This window comes from Methanosarcina sediminis (assembly GCF_052056915.1).
GTDB lineage: Archaea > Halobacteriota > Methanosarcinia > Methanosarcinales > Methanosarcinaceae > MTP4.
On the sequence record NZ_CP195119.1, the window covers coordinates 2,973,318 to 2,993,226 of the forward strand.

A 19,909-nucleotide genomic window follows, 5' to 3' on the forward strand; every position below is an offset into this window, starting at 1 on the left:
ATATAATAAAACAGTTATTTCGGTTGCTCGGATAATTTCCAGCATTCAGTGATTCTACGGAAAAATGGATTTTTTTATGTGTTGAGCTTCGAAAGGTTGATGGGGATTCCAGCGTCCCTTTTTTCGTCTTGCTGATTTGTGGGTGGGCGGTTGGCTGGCGGGGAAATATAATAAAACAGTTATTTCGGTTGCTCGGGTAAGTTTCAGTCTTCCGTTCGTCCTGATGAAAATATAAGTGTTCCTGCTGCGTTAAGTTTTCGAAAGGTTGAACTGAATTTTAGCGTCCCAGTTCTCGACTTGCGGATTTGAGGGTGGGCGGTTGGCTGGCGGAAAAATATAATAAAACAGGTATTGCTACGAACTTTCCAGGTCTATTTTACTTATTAAATCCCTAGCTCTTCCTTAAGTTCGGAGGGTGTCTGAAGTTTCACATCTTTTTTATGTTCGCTATCAATTTTTATACTCCATCTTCTGGATGGAAATTCTAAGATCCCTATGCTAACAGTTCCGGAATCAAGTGGTTTTGCGTGAACCTGGTAAGTTCCGTTTTCCTTGACGGTGAATGAAGGATGATATGGGAGATAATCCCCTTCAGGATGCATTAACATAAATGTGTCCTCAAGAACAATGTAGGAATCTTTTCTGATCGATATTTTGATTTTTTCTGGACCTACATAATCTACGACCCACAGTTCATACTTTACATCTTTGGTAAGGTTGACCTGAAAGTATGATTCTTTTGATACCGATTCTGCGTATATACACTCTCCACCTTCTAAGAACATCATGGATGAATAGATAATAATTGGAATTATGGACACAATTATGAATTTTATGAATTCATTTATTTTCTCTGACACTTCGCACTCCTCTATCTTTTCAAGGGAAATCAGGTAATTTTCAGACTAGATATATTCAAGTTTAATTCCATCAACCTTTAATTTTTCCTTTTAATGTTCTGATTTTGTGTTGTAAATGTTTTGTGAGGAAATCGATTAAAACTAAAGATAATCTTACAGTCTGTCGGGTAGATCGAATAAGAAGCCGCTATTCAATTGTTCTTGTGAAAAATAGGGGTTCCTTTCTGTGGTTTTTCGAATGGTTGAAATGGATTTTTAGCGTCCCCTTTCTCGACTTGCCGATTTGAGGGTGGGCGGCTGGCTGGCGGAAAAATATAATAAAACAGTTATTTCGGTTGTTCGGTTAAGTTCCAGCCTTCCGTTGTTCTACGGAAAAATGGATTTTTACTGCGTTGAGCTTTCGAAGGGGTGTAATGGATTTTAGCGTCCCGTTTTTCGACTTGCTGATTTGATGGTGGGCGGTTGGCTGGCGGAACAATATAACAAAACAGTTATTTCGGTTGCTTGGGTAAGTTCCAAACTTCCGTTGTTCTACGGGAAAATGGGTCTCCACTGCTGCATCTTTTCGAAAGGTTGAAATGGATTTTAGCGCCCCGTTCATCGACCTCCCGATTTGTGGGTGGGCGGTTGGCTGGCGGAAAAATATAATAAAACAGTTATTTCGGTTGTTCGGGTAAGTTCCATCCTTCCGTTGTTCTACGGAAAAATGTGTGTCCACTGCTGCATCCTTTAGAAAGGTTGAAATGATTTTTAGCGTCCCGTTTTTCGACTTGCTGATTTGATGGTGGGCGGTTGGCTGGCGGAAAAATATAATAAAAAAGTTATTTCCGGTTGTTCGGGTAAGTTCCAGCATCCAGTGATTCTACGGAAAAATGGATTTTTGCTGCGTTGAGCTTTCGAAAGGTTGAAATGGATTTTAGCGTCCCGTTTTTCGACTTGCTGATTTGATGGTGGGCGGTTGGCTGGCGGAAAATATAATAAAACAGTTATTCTCGGTTGCTTGGATAAGTTCCAGCCTTCCGTTGTTCTACGGAAAAATGGGTTTTTTCACGTTGAGCTTCCGGATGGTTAAAGGTGATTTTAGCGTCCCGTTTTTCGACCTGCTGATTTGAGGGTGGGCGGTTGGCTGGCGGAAAAATATAATAAAACAGTTATGCAGCTCCGTTTTTCCAGTTAGCTGTCATCTTTGATTCCGGGCTGTATCAGTTTTAAATACTCACGGACCCAATAATATCATGATATAAATGGAAAGCAACACCTTGAATTACACAGTCCTGATCGAGCAGGATGAGGATGGGATGTACATCGCGACAGTCCCGGACATCCCTGGTTGCTATACTCAGGGGAAATCTGTGGAACTGGCTATGGAGCGCATAAAGGAAGCGATCCAGGTCTGTATTGAGGCTGAAGAACTGGAAGATATCCTGCCGATGAAATTTATCGGGATTCAGCAGGTAGAGGTAAAAGTATGAGCAGGCTCCTTCCCGTGAATGGGAGGGATATGTGCAAAATACTTGAGAGGCTTGGCTTTCAAAAGGTGCATCAGGTCGGAAGCCATGTGAGATACGTTCATCCCGATGGTAGGAAGACAGTAGTGCCTGTACATGGTAATGAAGATTTAGGTATCGGCCTGATTAAAGAGATCCTGAAGCAGACCCGGATTTCTCGGGAGATGTATGAAGAGCTGAGGAGAAAGGTTTGAGGAACTTGAAAGTTCTTTTTTCGCTTCGTTTTTTCTTTCTTTTGTTTCACTTCTTTTGGTTGTGTTTTTCGATCTGTCGATTTTAGGGTGGGCGGTTGGCTGGCGGAAAATATAATAAAACAGTTATTTCGGTTGTTCGGGTAAGTTCCAGCCTTCCGTTGTTCTACGGAAAAATGGATTTTTTCACGTTGAGCTTCCGGATGGTTAAAGGTGATTTTAGCGTCCCGTTTTTCAACTTGCTGATTTGAGGGTGGGTGGTTGGCTGGCGGAAAAATATAATAAAACAGTCATTCAAGATACTCAGAGGTTCTTATAAACGCGTTTTCTGGAATCAATTCGGAAAACGATTATTGTGACTTTTCCGTAATTGATACGATAAAGAATCCGAAAATCTCCTACCCTTATTCTGAAAGCATTTTCACTGGTTCCATAGATCCTCTTGGCATCGTGAGGAATCGGATCTTCGGCTAGTTTTTCGATGGCTTCAAGAATTCGGATTTTGTTTTTGGTATCAAGTTTCCTGATAAATTTCTTTGCAGGTGTGTCCAGCAAAATCTCAAACATGTCAGAGTCCCAGTTCTTTCTTGAATTCTGAAAGGGTTGTTAATTTACCCTTTTTTTCATGCTCGTAGCTCTCTTCTAAGAGCTTTCTCTCCTCATCGGTGAGTATGCAATCTATGTCTACCATGTGCTCCCTTATATCTGTCAGTTGGTTTTTGATAGAATCAAGTTCCTTGATGATTCTTTCCTCAAAATCAGCCTGAGCCATAAAAGAAGGTTAATATGAATATTATTTATACATATGCCTTCTCCGGTTGATTTGTTCCTTTCAGGTATTCCTCATGAATTTCATGCAGATCGGAAAATAAGACAACCTTCAGTGGTTATGCTGAAAAATGAGTGTTCTCTGCTGCATCCTTTCGAAAGGTTCAATGGATTTTTAGCGTCCCGTTCCTCGACCTGCCGATTTGTGGGTGGGTGGGCGGTTTGCTGTCAGAAAAATTTTATGGACACTTAAAAGGTTCAAAGGAACTTTTTCTCTTCTTCAACAACCCGGTCAAAAATCTCCAGGAATTTTTCCAGATTTTCTTTTTCAACCAGTGCCTGGAGGTCGATACTGGGTCTCGTGTCAATTGAACTTTCAGGGATCTGGATTCCGGGGATTTCATTGAGCCTGGTAAGGATTTCCAGTCTTTTTTCCCGGTCGTCAAAGGGTTTTCTGTCTTTCATCCACTGAAAGTGAATTTCGGCTTTTCCGTAGGTGTAGACTCCAAAAGTCCAGTTTCTTTTTTCCCTCCGGGGTTGGGTCAAATTCATCATTCCGTAGAATGAACCGTCTACCGAACCTGTGCCCCACCAGATATCCAGTTCTTTCTCTTCCATCCAGTTGAGGAGTTTTCTGGCTACATAGGCTTTTTCCTTGCCTTTCCTGGCTTCAAGTTCGATGAAAAAAGAGTCCTCGTCCCACTTTTTTGATGCTTTTGTTGTTTCTTTTTTTGCCTGTGCCTGAGCGGTTTTTCCTATCAGGCGTGGGACCAGTGTCTTCAGTTCTTTCCCTACGAATTGTTTGATCTCCACTGCAAGGACTTCTGCAGGGTCCATCTGCTCATTCAGGAACTCTACTATCCGCTGGAGTTCGGAAGGGATACGATCCGCAACAAACAGCATGCGGATTTTTCCTGCCTGAAGGTTCGTTTTCACCCCGTTCCAGAAGTCATTTTCATCTATTTCGGCTCCCAGAAAATCACTGAGTTCCTTTCCGGGGCTTATTCCTTCCTGCTCACACCTTTTTTCAAAACTCGAAATGATCTTTTCGATCGGCCAGTAGGTCACTGAGTTGGCTGCATAATCAAGCATCTGGCCGACTACTTCCCTTCTGATCCTCGTATCGCTGCTCCTTTTTACCTCTACCAGGGTCGGAACGCCGTTCTGGTCGAGGAAAAGGTGATCAAGGGACCAGCGTCCTTCTTCATATTCATTTGAGGGCACTGCCATTTCCCTGCTAACCAGGAGCCACCTGCGGGGGTCTTCACTGTCAATCTGGCTTCCCGGAATGAGGTTTGGATAATCGGATAACATTTTCTGGAGAATCTCTTCAGCGGAGTATTCCTGCTCAACCATCTTTACAAGGTCGCCTTCATTGTTTATGAGAAATATTTCGTCTTTAATGGGGATCACCGGGCAGATGGTCTTTTTATGTATTCGATAATTATACATTTATTCTATTTTTACATGGACGATTCTATCTATATTTATGATTTTCTAATTTATCTTGAAGAGTGTTATTCACCATACACTGAAGCTTATGGATCACTATACGATGCTATATAATTCAAACAGGAGACTTACAATGTATACTCCCTCTTTGTCATGGAAAAGCCGCGCCGAGGCGCGGGGAAATTACCCGTGAGGATGGCTAACAAGGTTGCTTCGGTTCCATACAACTTTGTCCAACCCGGAAAAGCTTTCTTTTAAGTTCAAATTGTTTATAAATATGTTTTTATAATTTCCCGTCAATTTAATCTGTGCATATTAAAAGGGTATTTTTAAACCCAATGCTACCTTGAAAAATAAGAACGATTATCGTTTTTGATATTGGGTGGGGGTTAATGAGTGAAAACTAAAGAAATACTGAAACCGATACTTTGTGGATTTTTTTTGCTTTTGTTTGTTTCGAATGTGGGTCTTGCAGCCCCGAACAGTTCGCTGATCGAAGAGCTCTCTGTGGTAGATGCATTCCATCCGCCTGGGGAGGGGGATCCTGTAAACTTTTACAACGAATGGCACTATTTCAGTGTCATTGATGAGGAACAGAACCTCTCGGTAACATGCACTTTTAAATTGAACGGCCCGATCAATGCTTCCGAAGTCATGCTTGGGTATTCGACTGATGCTGCTTATGCCACCAACGCCACTAACGCTACTGGTGCTGCTAATGCCACTAACGCCACTAATGTCACTACTGGCTTTTTCTACGGAGTTTATCCTCTCGTTCCGGGAGTGGTGGAGTATTCTTCCGAATCTCCGAACGTTACTATCTCTAACAGTACGGTAACGTTGACAGATGAGGGATATGACGTGCATGTCGAATCGGATGACGGGACGAAGGTTTTTGATGCATTTTTCGTACCTGAGGTGGAGCCCAGTCCGGTATACAATATATCAGGGGTGCCTGAACCGGAATCGGAACTCTACGGGCTGATAACTTCTGCGAAAATGACGGTTAACGGGACACTTACTGTTGACGGGCAGGAATATGCCTTTGATCAGAGGAGAGGATACCACGACCACAACTGGGGCTACTGGTCCTGGGATTCGGACTTTGGCTGGGAACGGGGTCAGGTCACCCAGCTTAATTCCAGTTCGAATGAAAGCGAGGTAGGGGAATATTCCATCAGTTTCGGAAACATTACCAACGCTTCCCATACGCAATCTGCATTCTCTCTCCTGAGTGTCTGGAAGGGAGAAAACATAGTTGCCAGTTTTAGCGGGGATGAACTGAAAATAGAGCATAACCTGACATCCTTCAATGAAACCTTCCCGATACCGGACCAGGGTATTGCCCTGCACATAGCTTCCTTCCCACTTCCTGTGGAAACAAGCGTAAGCGCATCAAATGCCACGGCTCCTGATGCCAATAACCTCGAAATCGGGTTCAACACGGAGCAGTCCGTACTTGTCCCGATAGTAATTGTCGACGAGAGTGGGAATGTAAAATTCCGGGCTCTCTGGGGACTGATTGGAAACTATCAGGTCAACGGGACGATAGGCGGAGAGCCGGTTTCATACACTGCGGACGGGTTTATGGAATATGTATCTGGAATGCCTGTCTCGCCTGTAGCGTTGCAAGCTGAGCTTTCTAGTGGATGATATTGACCTGTCTGGGTTTTAAGATTGATTGAAAAACGATTTTTTAATTTTTCAACATCGTGTTCGATCCGGAGAAAGGGGAAACCCCGGGTTTTGCCTTATTAATCGTGATATTCTTATGGAGTTTAGTCTGGATTTCCCGGGTTTTGAGCCCCTTTTTTCCGTAATTGAGTTCTTTTTATCCCATTTATCATGATTTATATTTATAATTTATTTTCAGTGCGAATATATTTATATACTTATGATATTTAGTAACCCCTGCACAGAAAAACAGTTTCCTGTGCTCAACAGGCCGGATGGTAAAGGTTTTAGAAAACCCCGGGCGTTCGGGTTGTTCCAAAATCCTATCCGTAGCAAAAATAGCCTAAAAAGAGGAGTTTTCTCCTCCCTTCAATAAATTTCCCTCAATATATTTCCCTAAAATTCCCTTCAATAAATTCCTCATAAAATTCCCCTGAAATTCCTTTCACTACATATCTCCCATAATATATTTTATCCGAAGTGAGTATCAAAATGTTCTTGAAAAAAAACGGTCTTGTCGAAAAAATTCGTGAAACACCGTTGACACTTGGAGACATCTCCGAAGACGTATTCGGAGGCATCAGCACCGGTAACATCTTTTTACACAAGGTAGGCTTCCCGGGGAAAAAAGACCCGCAGGCTATGTTCATGTGCGAAGGGCTCTGTGTGGCCGTAAACATAGAACCGGAACTGGTCTATCCCTATGTTTCCGGGACCCTTGCCGGAAAATTTGCAGTCCGTTCTTCACCTTATGGTTTTATGCTGCCTTACGAGTTTTCAGGCAGTGGAGTCCGAAAGGCTTGCAGGGTAATTCCTCCTTCCGAACTGCAGGAAAAATATCCGCTGGCTTACTACCAGGTGATGGATTTCAAGAAGCTTTTCCACCATGACGCCTCCCCGCTTGATTCTGCTGACTATTACAGCGTGAGGGGAAGAAAGGTAATGGAGTACCTCAACACCCCGAAAATCATCATTAACGAAGGCTATCGCCTGCAGGCTGCTTACGATCCCACCGGAAACCACGTTTTCAGGGAAGGTTGCGGGATTGTCCTCAAAGACCCTGAAAAGTACCTCTACGTAACGGCAGTTCTGAACAGTCCGCTTGCAAGGCTCTTCCCCTCGCTCTGCAAAAATGAAATGTTATACCCGTTTTCCCTGACTCCCGCGGTCCTGAAACACTTCCCGATTGCATTCCCGGAAGACAAACGTGTCGAAGACCTGGTCAGTACGCTTTCCAGCTACCTTATTTACCTCCACGGGCAGCAGTATGCGGCGAAAGAAGCCGAAAGCTCCGATTGGCTTGAAGAACTCACAGAACTCACAGGTTTCTACGAAGAAATCACAAATCTCCTGGTCATGGACACCTATCTCGGAAAGGACCCGGCTCCGCACTTCCTGGAAATCCTGGAGGAAAACGTCCACCCGTTTGCCGGGGGCATGGAATTTGAAAATGACGGAAGCCTGCTGGCCGCAATGCACTGCATAAAGCAGAAGCTTTTGGGCACGTACAATTTCGAAAAATGCAGGCTTGACGTCGGGCTTCCCGACCTCCTGAGCTTCCCGTAAACAATAGAGGCTGCTGAAAAAAGACACTAAATAAAGACACTAAATAAAGACGCTAAATAAAGACGCTAAATAAAGACGCTAAATAAAGACGCTAAATAAAGTCCCCTTGCTGCGGGGATTTTTACCGGTTAGGGTTTCCTCCTTCCCTAACCATTTCCTCTGATTACTTTCAACAGGAGTTTTCCCGGAAGATCTTCTTTCACTCTTTTTGCACCCATTTTCTGGATTTTGGACTTCTTTCTGTTGCCGTTCAACCTTTTCCAGATTCAGCTTGCCGCATCCCTTCCCTGAAGCGGTGGATCGAGACATACAGGAGGGTTATAATGCCTGTATTGATCATCAGGATCCCAGAATACCCGGCTTCTGATCCCAGGTCAGGTCCTTTTCCCCATATCTCCATTATGAAGTTCAGAAGGCCCATAATCAGAGGTGTGAATATCAGGATTCTTCCCATTGTTTCCAGGGCTTCCAGTTTCTCCTCGGATCCCATGTGTCTGTATGCTCCTTCATTCTCCCTTATTTTTCTTCATTCTCCTCTTTTTTCTCCTTTATCCTCTCTCATTTTTCTTTTATCCTCTATTATTTTTTCCCCTCGGTTCTTTTTTAATTCTTGGCACTTTCTATCTATATGAAAGCTTTTATATACGCATTTTACGTATAACATTTGTATTAATTGGGCAGTGTTTGGTCTCAATTTCCCGGGGCTTAATGCCGGTGCTTATGAATGAATAAAAAAAGGAAAAAGGGGGAAAACGTATAATTTTGCAAATCCATCCTGCCTCAGTTCCGTATATGGGCGCCCTGATTTTTTCGGCTTTTGTCTCACTTCTCCTGGCCTATAAGGCATACCTGACCTTTGACTACCGAAGGGTGCGTTTTGCAAAGTATTTCATTTTTCTCATGCTCTGCATGGCTGAGTGGACGGTATTTTACGCAGGAGAGGTGGGCTTCATCGGTGCGGAGGCCAAGTTCCTCTGTACCCGACTCTCATACCCGGGGAATGCATTTCTTTCTGTGATGTGGTTTTTATTCGCGGCCGAGTACTGTGACATGGGCCGAAACTTCACCCGCAGGTTTGAAAAGTTCTTTTTTATCGAGCCTGTACTGTCGGTACTTGCAGTTAATACCAACAACCTTCACTGGCTCTATTACAGCGGCTATTCCGTTGAAACTTTTGGGGAAGTTCCCATACTCATACTCGAACACGGGCCTCTTTTCCGGATTTTTTACTTATTTTCTTTTTCTTTGAGCCTTCTCGGGATCTTTTTCTTTGCCCTCAAGTTTATCCGTTCGAGTCCGGCTTTAAAGCCCCAGCTGGGTATCCTTACGTTCGGGGCTTTTCTGCCAATTTTTGGTAATGTGCTCTATGTAAAGAACATCGGTCCCTTTGCCTTCATTGACCCTACCGGCTTCTCGTTTGCCCTTGCAGGGGTGGTTTTCTTCTGGGGGACCCGGGAGGAGGAGTTCCTCAACCTTGTCCCTATTGCCAGGGAAAATGTAATCGAGACCATGAAAGACGGATATATTGTGCTGGACACGGAAGGAAATATCGCTGATATCAACTCCGCGGCTCTGGACATAGCAGGCAAGAGCAGGAAATTCGCTCTCGGAAAAAGTGTGACGGAAATTTTAGGGGAGCATGTGGACTCTTTTTCAGGGCATGGTTGGGAAGAGGATTTTTCTAAGGAAGTCTCAACAAAAAAAGGCTCGAATGAAATCTTCTTTAACGTAAAAGTTTCTCCTATCCGTTTTGAGGGCCGTGTAGAGGGAAGACTGGTCATAATCCGGGATGTTACAGAGGCATACCTGTATAGGGAAGCTTTGAAGGAGGCTAATAAAAAGATAAACCTCATGAGCAGCATCACTCGCCACGATATCCTTAACCAGGTCAACGTGCTTTCCGGGTATACGGAACTGCTTTCCGAAAGACTGCCTGCAAACCTAATAAACGATCCTAAAAACGAAAGATACCTGAACAACCTCAAAAAAAGCATTGAAACGATCCATTCCCAGATCCTTTTTACCGGGGACTACCAGAACCTCGGAGTCGAGTCTCCGGTCTGGCAATCTGTCCGCAGCACGGCAAATGAAGTCGCTTTTGCCTTTTCGAACCGCAGAGTTGTATTTTCCATACCGGAAGAGGATATGGAAGTATACGCTGACCCCCTTTTCCAGAAAGCATTCTATAACCTTTTCGATAACGCCCTGTCCCACGGAGAATCAGTATCGGATATCTCCGTCACTTTCCGGGAAGCCGGGGATATAGCTGTAATCGAAGTCCTGGACAACGGGACCGGCATTTCCTCTGACATGAAAGAAGCCATATTCGATAAATCCGTAGGGAAAAACACGGGGCTTGGGCTCTTTCTCGTAAAAAATATCTTCTCAATCACCGGAATGGAAATCAGGGAAACAGGGTGCGAAGGAAAAGGCGCAAGGTTTGAGATCACCGTCCCGCCCGGAAACTGGAGGCTTGGCGGAACTGACCTTAGCCCGGACTTGAGGCCAATCCGGGATTTGCCGGAAGCCGAACTTGAAGTCAATCCGGGATTTGCCGGAAGCCGAACTTGAAGTCAATCCGGGATTTGCCGGAAGCCGAACTTGAAGTCAATCCGGGATTTGCCGAAAGCCGAACTTGAAGTCAATCCAGGATTTGCCGGAAGCCGAACTTGAAGTCAATCGGGACTTTAATTTAGTTTTACCTTCCCTTCACTTTATATGCCCCCTCATAGACCGTCCCCATCCTCATCACTTTTCCCATCCCGAATTCCACTTCTTCAAGTCCTGCTTTTTTCGTCAGGGTCCTGATCTCTTCTACGGGAAGTTCAGCTCCTTTTTCGGCGGTCGGTTCCCTTATGAAGACTGTCCCGCTCTTTTTCAGTTTGGATGCCAGGGTATTCATGATATCCTGTTTTTCATGTTCGGATACATGGTGAAAGGCGAAGTGGATGAGTATGGCATCGAAAGAGGAAGCCGGTATCTCCATTTTTCGCAAGTCCCCTTCCAGGATTTCGATGTTATTGAATTTCTGCAGCCTTTTCCTTGCTTTTGAAATGTAGTATTCGGAGATGTCTATGCAGGTCAGTTTCCCTCCTTTTGAAAGTATTTTTGCAAGGTGCCTTGAGCAGACCCCTCCTCCACTTCCGAACTCCAGCACTTTTTCGTTTCCATTTAATGGAAGTTTCATGAGATACGTTTTGTACATGGGTGCATGGGACATTATCCGATATTCCAGGATTTCTTCCATTATTTTTTCGAGGAAACTGGGGTTTTCAAAGCTCATTGTTTCACCTGCCGGAAGTACTGAGAGAAAAGTAGCAGTTCTCCTTCATGTTTCAATTGTCCGGGATCCTGGGTGGATTTTCCCGGTATTAAGGAACGGTGAAAACATATCTTCAAGTTTTCATTTGAGATTGCTCTGTGTATATCAATCATACAACCTCAATAAACCACGGATAAACACAGATGCACACAGATGGCTTTAATCTGTGTTTATCCGTGTCCATCTGTGGTTCTTGGCAGTAAAAATCCTTGATGTTATATTTGAATCGTTCCTAAGTATATTTTTGAGATTTCATTATATTATGTTATATCATATTTTTTGCATTGTTATTTTTCTTATCGTTTATCTTTCCCTTTCCTTTCTCATGATCTATTTTTCTACTTCCTTTAAAGCCCATAAACTCTCATTTCTTTATCGGGGAGAATTATGGATGGTGTAGCTGCCGCTTTTATCCTTACAACCCTTGCCGGGCTTTCCACGGGAATCGGGAGCTTGATCGCGTTTTTTATCCCGTGCCCTAAAAATACCCATCTGTCGGTTCTTCCTGGCTTTGCAGCCGGGGCTATGCTTTACCTCTCTTTTGCGGAACTCCTGGCAGACTCCGTGGAAAGTGCGGGGTTTTTCCGGGGGAATGCGGCGTTTTTCCTGGGGCTGCTCGGGATGGGTGTCCTGGACCGGTTTATCTGGCACGTCCATCTGGACACCCTGCCTGATGGAAACTTTCAAACGGGAGTTGAGGCTGAAAGCCAGAAACTCCGGAAGGCCGGCTTACTCACTGCTGCGGGAATTGCCATGCATAATTTCCCGGAAGGCATGGCAGTGCTGGTGACCTCGATGAGTTCTCCTTACCTTGGGCTTTCCGTGGCTGTGGCTATCGCAATCCATAATATCCCTGAGGGAATTGCGGTTTCGGTCCCTATCTATTATGCAAGCGGGGACCGGAAACAAGCGTTTACCTACTCGTTCCTTGCCGGGCTTGCCGAGCCTCTCGGGGCAGCGCTTGGTTATTTGCTGCTCTTTCGCTTCTTGAACCCGGAGATACTCTCCCTTGTGCTGGGAGCGGTAGGAGGGATTATGGTGTTTATTTGTTTTGACGAACTGCTGCCCATAGCCATGAAGTACGGGGACGAGCACCTGGCATTCTCGGGCCTTGCCTGTGGGATGGCTGTGGTAGCCCTGAGCCTCTACCTTCTGGGTTGAAATTTTCTAACCTGCATTTTAGGTCCGGATAATACTCGGATATCTTTTTTACTCTCCGGGTGTGCAGGGCGCTTTCCCGCGCCCAAGTTCAAAAAAATATTTACTTTCAAGTGATTTATTTTTTTATATCCCAAGTTTGACAGTTTAAGCTTTCATTGGCGAAAAAACGTTGAAATTTGAAAAATATCCCGAAATTAATTTGACAGATTATAAAAATTGAGGCTAATTTTGGCTCAATTTTACTGGGAAATTGTCCTGGCGCGCTCAAAATATACAATTTGTAATAATTAGTAAGATCTATAATGAATAAAATGTCTAATAAATTGTAATAAATTATATATTAATAACAAGTGTCAAATTAAAATTTGCCAAAAAATTGATCTGTCAAATTTAGGTTATATATATTTTTCAGTTTTTTAAGCTTTTATTTTCAAATATTTTTCTCTGGATAAGCTCTTTAAATAATGTTTTCTGAATCTTCTGGAATCCTGTTCCCCGTAAACCTGGTGATTATCCTTTTATTTTTATTGTACAGACCTTTAGTATATTATATGAATTTATTAAGAATATTTTAGTATTATAATTTCCATATATATTCATATCCATGTGGTATTTACATGGTTTATTCACCCGTTTCATTCGGATGATTTATTCGTTTGACCTGTGTGATTTGTGTTTTCTATACCTGGTTGGAGTCAATCGGTGCTTGCCGAATAAAAGGGGAAGGACTGGAAAGCTGTCATTCCGGAAAATAACAGCCCCGGTAATAAGTTTCGGTCCCGCCAGGAGGGCGGGGTTCAGCATGATAGGGAAGAAAAAAAGGCTCACTGAAAAAAGCAGGGAGGAATGGGACAACGAAGGGCTCTACTGGGCTCAGCGGGGCTTTCCCGAGAAAGCTATAAACTGCTATGACAGGGCGATCGGGCTTGACCCTCGCGACAAATTCCCCTGGCAGCACAAAGCCAACGCTCTCCGGCACCTGAAGCGTTTTAAAGAAGCAATCCAGTGCTACGACCGGGTGCTCAAAATCGATCCCCATTACCTGGCTGCCCTGAACTGGAAGGGCTGGTGCCTCTACTTCCTTGAGAAATACGAGGAAGCTTCTCCTTTTTTTGACAGGGCGCTTGAAATTGATGTCCGGGACGTAAGTGCCCTGGACGGGAAGGGCTGGTGCCTCTACCACCTCGGGCAATATGAATTTTCCGTGTCCTGTTTTTCCAGGGCGGTCAGGGTGGACCCCTCCATCGAGGACGCTTTTACGGGCTTTGGCTGGGCTCTCTATAACCTCGAGCGGTATAAGGAAGCGCTTTCTGCTTTTGAAAATGCTGTCAGGCTCAACCCCATGTCCGTGACCGCTCTTTCCGGGCAGGCCTGGTCCCTGTACAGGCTCGGGCGTTATGATGAGGCAGTACCCTGTTTTTCCAGGCTGTTTTCCAGGGATGGGAGTTCCGCAGAGACTCTTTCCGCACAGGGATGGTCCCTTTACCATCTCAAACGTTATGAAGAGGCTCTTTCATGTTTTGATTTTGCACTTGAAAGCGACCGGAAGGATGCAAGTGCCCTGGATGGGAAAGGCTGGGTTCTTTTCCGGCTGGAATCTTTCGGAGATTCCCTGCGCTGCTTTGATAGGGCACTTAAAATCGATTCCAACCGCTCAACAGCCCTCAACGGGAAAGCCCGGGTCCTGCGCCGGCAGAAGCACTACAAAGAAGCTCTTCGTTACGTTGACCGGGCGCTAAATTCCGATCCCGCCTATGCTTCAGCCTGGGACCACAGGGGCCTCCTCCTGCACAAACTGCAGCGATATGAAGAAGCAGTCCTGGCTTACGAGCATGCCCTCGAACTGAAACCCGTTTACCCTGAGGCCCTGGAGCATATGGGAGATGCTTATTTTGAAAGCGGGAATTATTCCGCAGCCCTCAGGTGCTATGAAAAATTCCTTGAGTACGGTCCGGCTAATGCAAGGGTAGCTGAGCGCAAGAGGCTTGCATTCCGGAAACTTGAAGAAGGTGCCGGGAACGAGCAGTTGGCCCGGCGTACAGATCCCGTGTCCGAAATAAATGAGGTCCAAAGCCTGCAGGAAATGGCTGCGGTTTCAAATCCTTCCGGGACTTCCGGATCAGGTTTGAATTTTTTCTCCAGGATCCGCAATTACGTTAAGAATGTGGGTAAGTAATGGGTTTCAGGTTCAAGGCTTGCAGGATAATTCCTTTTCATGAGGTTTTAAATCAAATTATTGCCCATATACACTCCTTCAGCTTTAGAATCTTGAATTTTTCCTCAAAATGCAGGGTAATCACCCCATCATAATTTTGAACATTTAAGCTTTCGTTTCTCTTTTCAGGATCGATATGTACGGAAAGACATACTGTGAGAAATAAATTTATATACAAATGTCATATGTAACTAATAAAACATTTTGTAGTTCTAAATTTCCACATTTATTCCGGCACTAAATGTCGGCCAATGCATATTGAAAATAAGAAGGTTATTTTATAAGTCTGGAAATCCACCCCGTTGCACTTCCTTACATGGGAGCACTTATTTTTTCAGGTTTCCTGTCCCTTGCACTTGCTGTAAAAGCTTACAGGGCCTTCAATTACCGCAGGATGCCTTTTGCCAAATATTTTATCCTGATTATGCTCAGCATGGCTATCTGGTCTTTTAATTATGCTTTTGAGGTCGGGTTCGTTGAAATCGAATACAAGTACTTTTTTGCCCGCCTGGAATATTTAGGAATGGCCTTTGCCCCTGTAGCCTGGTTTTTGTTTGCTGCTGAGTATTCCGGGATTTTCAGGACGTTTACGCACAGGCACGAAAAAATATTTTTTTTGATCCCCGTTTTTACAATCCTTTCTATGCTCACGAACAGCTTGCACGGGCTTCATTTCACAAGTTATTCTCTGGATACCTCCGGGGGCTTTCCCCTGCTCGTATTCCAGCACGGACTCTTTTTCTGGCTTTTCTACATTTACTCCTTCTTTTTAATTTCCCTGGGAATTCTTTTCTTTGTCAGGCAGTTTGTCCGCCTGACGGTCCCTTATCGGGCTCAGGCAGCAATAGCTCTTACTGCAGCCTGTATCCCGGTTCTGGGAAATTTGCTTCACATCGCAGATATCGGTCCTTTTGAGTTTTTTGACCCCACCCCCTTTTCCTTTACTATCACCGGAATGATTCTTTTCTGGGGGGCAATGCAGCACGAGTTCCTGAACATTATCCCGATTGCGAGAGAAAACGTTATTGAATCAATGAGTGATGGCTACGTTGTGGTGGATCTCTCCAATTTTATTGTTGATATCAATGAAGCTGCGCTTGTCCTGAAGGGCAAAACGAGAAAAGAAGCAATTGGGAAAAGCCTGGATGAATTTTTCGGGGAAGAAATTACCCTCTTTTCCGGAGACGTGCCTGAGGGCAGTTTCAGCAGGGAATTTTCCCTTAAAGACGGGGCACAGCCAGGGTATTTCACTCTCACCGTAACCCCTCTCGAGCACAAGGATGCTTCGGAAGGCAGACTGGTCATGATCCATGATATTACGGAGATCTACCGATATCAGGAAGCTTTGAAACAGGCCAACAAGAAGATCAACCTCATGAGCAACATCACCAGGCACGATATCCTGAACCAGGTTAACGTGCTTTCCGGGTACACCGAACTTATTTCCGAGATGCTGCCTCCGGATGTTAAGGAGGACCCCCGGATCAGCAGGTACCTGAAAAACCTCAATAAGGGCATCGAAACAATTCACAACCAGATCATCTTCACAAGGGACTACCAGGACCTTGGGGTTGTTTCCCCTACCTGGCAGTCCGTAGCCGGGGCTACTAGAGAAGCTGCTTTTGCCTTTTCAGGCCAGGGGATTAATTTTTCCATAGAGGACAGCTCCCTGGAAGTTTATGCCGACCCCCTGCTCAGGAAAGCCTTTTACAATCTCTTTGACAACGCAAGGGCTCACGGGGAATCGGTAACAGAGATTTCCTGCAGTTACCGGATGGAAGGGGAAAGCATTGTGGTCGAAATCCGGGACAACGGCGTGGGAGTTCCGGAAGATATGAAGGAACTTATCTTTGAGAAATCAGTGGGAAAAAATACCGGGCTCGGGCTTTTCCTGGTAAGAGGAATTCTCTCCATCACGGGTATGGAAATTAAAGAAACAGGCAAAGAAGGGGAAGGGGCGAAGTTTGAAATCACCGTTCCTGCTGGAAACTGGCGGCAAGTCAGTCCTGATCTGAAAACCGTAGCTGGAATCACTGCTGGAATCACTGCTGGAATCACCGCTGAAAACCTCAATTAATTCAAAGACAGAGAGTCCAGGTAATTCAAAAATGCAACTTGATCAATTCAAAGGTACAGGAATGTTAACAGGACCAGAAGTGCTGTTGATGCCACCACCAGTATCAAAAGTTTGTTGTGTTTTTTCTCAGTTGTTTCAGGGTTCTTTCTCACTTCAAGAATTGCTCCTATGCTCACGCCCGCGCCTGCCCCGATCGAAAGGCCTATTGCTACCCCTTCCGGGAGGCTGCTTATGGAAGGGCCGAGGATAAACAGTCCGTAGAGGAGCCCGAGGGCTGTACATGCTGCAAAAGACGTAACCATCCACTGTGGCTTTTCCGGTTTGCCGGGGTCCCGTTCATTCTGGTTTTTCATTTTCCCTTTTCCCGCCCATTTGATTCTATTTTACTTCTGTGAGTTATTTTTGTAAGTTGCTTTTTTGAGAGTGTCTTTATTTATATGTTTTTGCAGCTATTAACATATACTTGAAAATCGTGATCGTCTGAAAAGACCTTTTTGGAGCATCCCGTTTATCTTATTTCTCAGGAGGATATATGAACGAGTTTACCCTGAAAGAGAGATTCGAAAAAGTGCTAAAAGGAGAGTCAGTGGATAAGGTTCCTGTCTGTTCCGTAACCCAGACCGGGATTGTCGAACTCATGGAACTGACCGGAGCTTACTGGACTGAGGCTAACTACGATGCCGAAAAGATGGCTGCCCTGGCCCTTGCAGGGCACGAGATTGCAGGGTTTGAAAATGTACGCTGCCCCTTCTGCACGACCGTGCTTGCGGAGACCCTCGGCTGCATCGTGGACGAGGGGACTGTGGACATCCAGCCTTACGTGAGGGATTTCCCCATACAGAAGAAGGCTGATGTGAAGGATTTTGCAATTCCTGCCGATTTTCTCGAAAGCAGGCGGACAGCCGCAGTTCTGGACGCTGTTGAAATCATGACGAAGAAAGCAGGTGAGGACGTGCCTGTGGTCGCTGGTCTTGTGGGGCCAGCAGGGCTTGCTTCCATGCTTGCCGGAATGAAGAATTACCTGATGTGGTTTGTGAGCAAACCTGAAGTCGTGGAAGACCTTCTTGCTGTTTTGATGGAAGCCTGCATCGAATATGCAAACGCCCTCCTTGAGCGGGGTGCCGATGCAGTTGTCCTGATCGATTCTGAAGCAGGTCCCGATATTATTGCTCCCCTGATGTTCGAAACTTCGGTCTACCCACTGTACAGGAAATTCTGCAACAGGGTAGATGGATTGAAAATTATCCATATGTGTGGGGATGCTACCGCTGTTCTGGGCACGCTGGCAGAGTCCAGTTTTGAGGGAATTAGCATAGAGGAAAAGGTAGGTGTAAGTTTCGCACGGGAAATAGTGGGCAACAGGGTGAGGCTTATCGGAAACGTCTCGCCTTCGGATACCCTGCTTACAAGAGGGCCGGATGTCGTTGCCATAGAAGCCAGGGCCTGTCTCGAAGACGGGATTGACATCCTGGCTCCCGGATGCGGGCTTGCTCCTCATACGCCCCTGGAAAACATAAAAGCCTTTGTAAAAGCCCGGGACGATTATTACCTGGAGTGAATTATTAGTCTGAGTGAATTATTAGTCTGAGTGAATTATTACCTGGGATAAATTATTACCTGGGATAAATTATTACCTGGAATGAATTATTACCCGGAGTGAACCTTTATAATTAATTAAAAAATATGCCTTAACTTTTTCAAATTGAACTTTCGGGAGGGATTTCCAGGGGTAAGGGCTCCTGGCTTCCTTTTTCCGTTTTTCCGGAGTCTTTAAGGCTCACCACTGCGGCTGATGCCATGATAAGGACGCATCCGATAAGGGTGTTTGAGGATAAGGCTATGCCCAGCACTGCGATGTCAAAAAAGACCCCGCTTACGGGTTCTATCAGAGCAAGCAGGCTCCCTGTCTGGGTTTCCAGGTTGGCGAACCCTATTATCGTGAATATCTCCCCCAGGCCTATGGAGACTATCCCGAAGGCCATGAGTACGGGCACATTATCCGAAAGGACAGCGGGGGAAACGTTGAATGCGAAAGGGCTGAGGAGCAAAAAAGCGATCCCCATAGGCCAGAAGACCATTCCCAGTTCCGGGTATTCCGTCTTCAGGATTTTTACATTTATAATCATGGCTGCAAAAACGATTCCCGAAAGCATCCCGGCTGCCATTCCGAGCATGTAGGTGCCCGTAAGTTCGATTCCTGAAAAGCCTCCTTCCGGTTTTACTATCAGGTAAACCCCTGTAATTGCGACAAAAAGGGCAGCTATGCTTTCCTGTCCTATCTTTTCGTTCAGGATAAAAGGAGAAGCCAGCATCACATAGATGGGGGCCGTATACTGGAGCAGGATTGCAATGGATACGCAGGTAATCTTAAGGCAGGTAAAGTAGAGCAGCATGCAGGCTACGACCAGAGTCCCCTGCAGGAACAGATAGCCTTTCTTTTTCTTTTTTTTCAGCCGGAGGTCGGAGGTTTTTCCCCTGAGCACTATATAGGCGAATAAGAAGAGCAGGCCAAAGAGCAGCCTGTAAAAGACTGTGGAATATATGGACATGTCATGGATGCGGGCAATGAACAGTCCGTTCATGCTGTAAAAAACACAGCCGATAAGCACTGCCATGTGTGCCTTTTTGCTCTCCAGGAACATTCTAGGTGAATATACATATAGCACTTATATATCTGTTGGAAGAGTGTTCATTGTCGGTTAACGTTCAGCAATGATGGCTTATCCCGGTAAAAAGTGGCCGGTCCAGTTGAATACCGATTGATTCGGGTGAAACAGATGGCAAAAGACCAATTTAAGGCTATCAGGGACAGGGTCACCGAAATTATCAAAAATTCAGGTCGAGAATGCATTTCTAAAACCTTAACTGATTCCGAGTTCTTGCCTGAACTTGAAAAAAGGCTCTCTGAAGAACTGGATGAATATCTTGAGAGCAAAGATCCGGAAGAGCTTGTTGACCTCCTCGAGGTTATTTTCAGGATCACTGAATTGAAAGGCTTCTCAAAGGAAGAACTGGAAGCAATCAGGGTGAAGAAGAAAGAAAAGAGTGGTGGGCTTGAAAAGAATCTGTTCCTACAGAATGTATAACTGAAATAGTAAAAATGAATGAAATAAAG

Annotated in this window: 19 protein-coding genes; 10 read left to right on the forward strand and 9 right to left on the reverse strand. The window is 44.9% G+C overall.

Annotation, left to right across the window (positions count from 1 at the left end; genetic code table 11):
* Positions 1-383: 383 nt before the first annotated feature.
* Positions 384-860 (reverse strand): hypothetical protein, encoded by a 477-nt coding sequence (locus ACSAZK_RS12930; RefSeq protein WP_440954516.1) that lies wholly within the window; start codon positions 858-860, stop codon positions 384-386.
* Between the two features lie 343 nt (positions 861-1,203).
* A complete protein-coding gene (locus tag ACSAZK_RS12935; protein ID WP_440954517.1) occupies positions 1,204-1,713 on the reverse strand; it encodes a hypothetical protein in 510 nt (169 codons plus the stop codon).
* 391 nt (positions 1,714-2,104) lie between these two features.
* Here ACSAZK_RS12935 and ACSAZK_RS12940 point away from each other — a divergent pair, with 391 nt between their 5' ends.
* Positions 2,105-2,332, forward strand: a complete 228-nt coding sequence (locus ACSAZK_RS12940) for a type II toxin-antitoxin system HicB family antitoxin (RefSeq protein ID WP_440954518.1) — start codon at positions 2,105-2,107, stop codon at positions 2,330-2,332.
* On the forward strand, positions 2,329-2,562 hold the full coding sequence (locus ACSAZK_RS12945) for a type II toxin-antitoxin system HicA family toxin (RefSeq protein WP_440954519.1): 234 nt from the start codon (positions 2,329-2,331) through the stop codon (positions 2,560-2,562). The genes ACSAZK_RS12940 and ACSAZK_RS12945 overlap by 4 nt, the downstream gene beginning before the upstream one ends.
* Positions 2,563-2,862: 300 nt before the next feature.
* Here ACSAZK_RS12945 and ACSAZK_RS12950 read toward each other — a convergent pair whose 3' ends face one another.
* The 3 genes from ACSAZK_RS12950 to ACSAZK_RS12960 form a co-directional block, all read right to left on the reverse strand.
* Positions 2,863-3,126, reverse strand: a complete 264-nt coding sequence (locus tag ACSAZK_RS12950; protein WP_440954520.1) for a type II toxin-antitoxin system RelE family toxin — start codon at positions 3,124-3,126, stop codon at positions 2,863-2,865.
* A 1-nt stretch (position 3,127) separates the two neighbouring features.
* Positions 3,128-3,331, reverse strand: a complete 204-nt coding sequence (locus ACSAZK_RS12955) for a hypothetical protein (RefSeq protein WP_440954521.1) — start codon at positions 3,329-3,331, stop codon at positions 3,128-3,130.
* Between the two features lie 254 nt (positions 3,332-3,585).
* The gene (locus ACSAZK_RS12960) at positions 3,586-4,779 is read right to left on the reverse strand and encodes a hypothetical protein (RefSeq protein ID WP_440954522.1); all 1,194 of its coding nucleotides are present in this window, start codon (positions 4,777-4,779) and stop codon (positions 3,586-3,588) included.
* Between the two features lie 447 nt (positions 4,780-5,226).
* On the opposite strand from ACSAZK_RS12960, the gene ACSAZK_RS12965 reads away from it, so the two are divergent.
* A complete protein-coding gene (locus ACSAZK_RS12965) occupies positions 5,227-6,432 on the forward strand; it encodes a hypothetical protein (protein WP_440954523.1) in 1,206 nt (401 codons plus the stop codon).
* 513 nt (positions 6,433-6,945) lie between these two features.
* Positions 6,946-8,019: a hypothetical protein gene (locus ACSAZK_RS12970; protein ID WP_440954524.1), complete on the forward strand. Its 1,074-nt coding sequence runs from the start codon at positions 6,946-6,948 to the stop codon at positions 8,017-8,019.
* A 250-nt stretch (positions 8,020-8,269) separates the two neighbouring features.
* On the opposite strand, the gene ACSAZK_RS12975 is transcribed toward ACSAZK_RS12970, so the two are convergent.
* The gene (locus ACSAZK_RS12975) at positions 8,270-8,509 is read right to left on the reverse strand and encodes a hypothetical protein (protein WP_440954525.1); all 240 of its coding nucleotides are present in this window, start codon (positions 8,507-8,509) and stop codon (positions 8,270-8,272) included.
* 272 nt (positions 8,510-8,781) lie between these two features.
* Between ACSAZK_RS12975 and ACSAZK_RS12980 the strand changes: the two genes are divergently transcribed.
* Positions 8,782-10,590, forward strand: coding sequence for a histidine kinase N-terminal 7TM domain-containing protein (locus ACSAZK_RS12980; protein WP_440954526.1), 1,809 nt, complete (start codon positions 8,782-8,784; stop codon positions 10,588-10,590).
* 127 nt (positions 10,591-10,717) lie between these two features.
* Here ACSAZK_RS12980 and ACSAZK_RS12985 read toward each other — a convergent pair whose 3' ends face one another.
* Entirely contained in the window at positions 10,718-11,302 is a 585-nt protein-coding gene (locus tag ACSAZK_RS12985; protein ID WP_440954527.1) for a class I SAM-dependent methyltransferase, read from the reverse strand.
* Positions 11,303-11,728: 426 nt separating this feature from the next.
* On the opposite strand from ACSAZK_RS12985, the gene zupT reads away from it, so the two are divergent.
* From zupT to ACSAZK_RS13000, 3 genes are all read left to right on the forward strand, one after another.
* A complete protein-coding gene (gene zupT / locus ACSAZK_RS12990; protein WP_440954528.1) occupies positions 11,729-12,502 on the forward strand; it encodes a zinc transporter ZupT in 774 nt (257 codons plus the stop codon).
* An 802-nt stretch (positions 12,503-13,304) separates the two neighbouring features.
* Entirely contained in the window at positions 13,305-14,678 is a 1,374-nt protein-coding gene (locus tag ACSAZK_RS12995) for a tetratricopeptide repeat protein (RefSeq protein WP_440954529.1), read from the forward strand.
* A 355-nt stretch (positions 14,679-15,033) separates the two neighbouring features.
* On the forward strand, positions 15,034-16,794 hold the full coding sequence (locus tag ACSAZK_RS13000) for a histidine kinase N-terminal 7TM domain-containing protein (protein WP_440954530.1): 1,761 nt from the start codon (positions 15,034-15,036) through the stop codon (positions 16,792-16,794).
* 47 nt (positions 16,795-16,841) lie between these two features.
* Here ACSAZK_RS13000 and ACSAZK_RS13005 read toward each other — a convergent pair whose 3' ends face one another.
* Positions 16,842-17,147 (reverse strand): hypothetical protein, encoded by a 306-nt coding sequence (locus ACSAZK_RS13005; RefSeq protein WP_048180854.1) that lies wholly within the window; start codon positions 17,145-17,147, stop codon positions 16,842-16,844.
* A 179-nt stretch (positions 17,148-17,326) separates the two neighbouring features.
* Here ACSAZK_RS13005 and mtaA point away from each other — a divergent pair, with 179 nt between their 5' ends.
* Positions 17,327-18,352: a methylcobamide:CoM methyltransferase MtaA gene (gene mtaA / locus ACSAZK_RS13010; RefSeq protein ID WP_440954531.1), complete on the forward strand. Its 1,026-nt coding sequence runs from the start codon at positions 17,327-17,329 to the stop codon at positions 18,350-18,352.
* Positions 18,353-18,491: 139 nt separating this feature from the next.
* Here the strand turns inward: mtaA and ACSAZK_RS13015 are convergent, their stop codons facing one another.
* Complete coding sequence (locus ACSAZK_RS13015; protein WP_440954532.1) at positions 18,492-19,436, reverse strand: DMT family transporter; 945 nt, start codon at positions 19,434-19,436, stop codon at positions 18,492-18,494.
* A 135-nt stretch (positions 19,437-19,571) separates the two neighbouring features.
* On the opposite strand from ACSAZK_RS13015, the gene ACSAZK_RS13020 reads away from it, so the two are divergent.
* The gene (locus tag ACSAZK_RS13020; protein WP_440954533.1) at positions 19,572-19,880 is read left to right on the forward strand and encodes a phosphoribosyl-ATP pyrophosphohydrolase; all 309 of its coding nucleotides are present in this window, start codon (positions 19,572-19,574) and stop codon (positions 19,878-19,880) included.
* The last annotated feature ends 29 nt before the right edge of the window (positions 19,881-19,909 follow it).

Bases quoted from the DNA above. Each gene is read 5' to 3' on its own strand.
- ACSAZK_RS12935 (WP_440954517.1), bottom strand. From the start codon at position 1,713: ATGCTGGAACTTACCCGAACAACCGGAAATAACTTTTTTATTATATTT.
- ACSAZK_RS12940 (WP_440954518.1), top strand. From the start codon at position 2,105: ATGGAAAGCAACACCTTGAATTACACAGTCCTGATCGAGCAGGATGAG.
- ACSAZK_RS12945 (WP_440954519.1), top strand. From the start codon at position 2,329: ATGAGCAGGCTCCTTCCCGTGAATGGGAGGGATATGTGCAAAATACTT.
- ACSAZK_RS12950 (WP_440954520.1), bottom strand. From the start codon at position 3,126: ATGTTTGAGATTTTGCTGGACACACCTGCAAAGAAATTTATCAGGAAA.
- ACSAZK_RS12955 (WP_440954521.1), bottom strand. From the start codon at position 3,331: ATGGCTCAGGCTGATTTTGAGGAAAGAATCATCAAGGAACTTGATTCT.
- ACSAZK_RS12960 (WP_440954522.1), bottom strand. From the start codon at position 4,779: ATGTATAATTATCGAATACATAAAAAGACCATCTGCCCGGTGATCCCC.
- ACSAZK_RS12970 (WP_440954524.1), top strand. From the start codon at position 6,946: ATGTTCTTGAAAAAAAACGGTCTTGTCGAAAAAATTCGTGAAACACCG.
- ACSAZK_RS12975 (WP_440954525.1), bottom strand. From the start codon at position 8,509: ATGGGATCCGAGGAGAAACTGGAAGCCCTGGAAACAATGGGAAGAATC.
- ACSAZK_RS12985 (WP_440954527.1), bottom strand. From the start codon at position 11,302: ATGAGCTTTGAAAACCCCAGTTTCCTCGAAAAAATAATGGAAGAAATC.
- zupT (WP_440954528.1), top strand. From the start codon at position 11,729: ATGGATGGTGTAGCTGCCGCTTTTATCCTTACAACCCTTGCCGGGCTT.
- ACSAZK_RS12995 (WP_440954529.1), top strand. From the start codon at position 13,305: ATGATAGGGAAGAAAAAAAGGCTCACTGAAAAAAGCAGGGAGGAATGG.
- ACSAZK_RS13000 (WP_440954530.1), top strand. From the start codon at position 15,034: ATGGGAGCACTTATTTTTTCAGGTTTCCTGTCCCTTGCACTTGCTGTA.
- ACSAZK_RS13005 (WP_048180854.1), bottom strand. From the start codon at position 17,147: ATGAAAAACCAGAATGAACGGGACCCCGGCAAACCGGAAAAGCCACAG.
- mtaA (WP_440954531.1), top strand. From the start codon at position 17,327: ATGAACGAGTTTACCCTGAAAGAGAGATTCGAAAAAGTGCTAAAAGGA.
- ACSAZK_RS13015 (WP_440954532.1), bottom strand. From the start codon at position 19,436: ATGTTCCTGGAGAGCAAAAAGGCACACATGGCAGTGCTTATCGGCTGT.
- ACSAZK_RS13020 (WP_440954533.1), top strand. From the start codon at position 19,572: ATGGCAAAAGACCAATTTAAGGCTATCAGGGACAGGGTCACCGAAATT.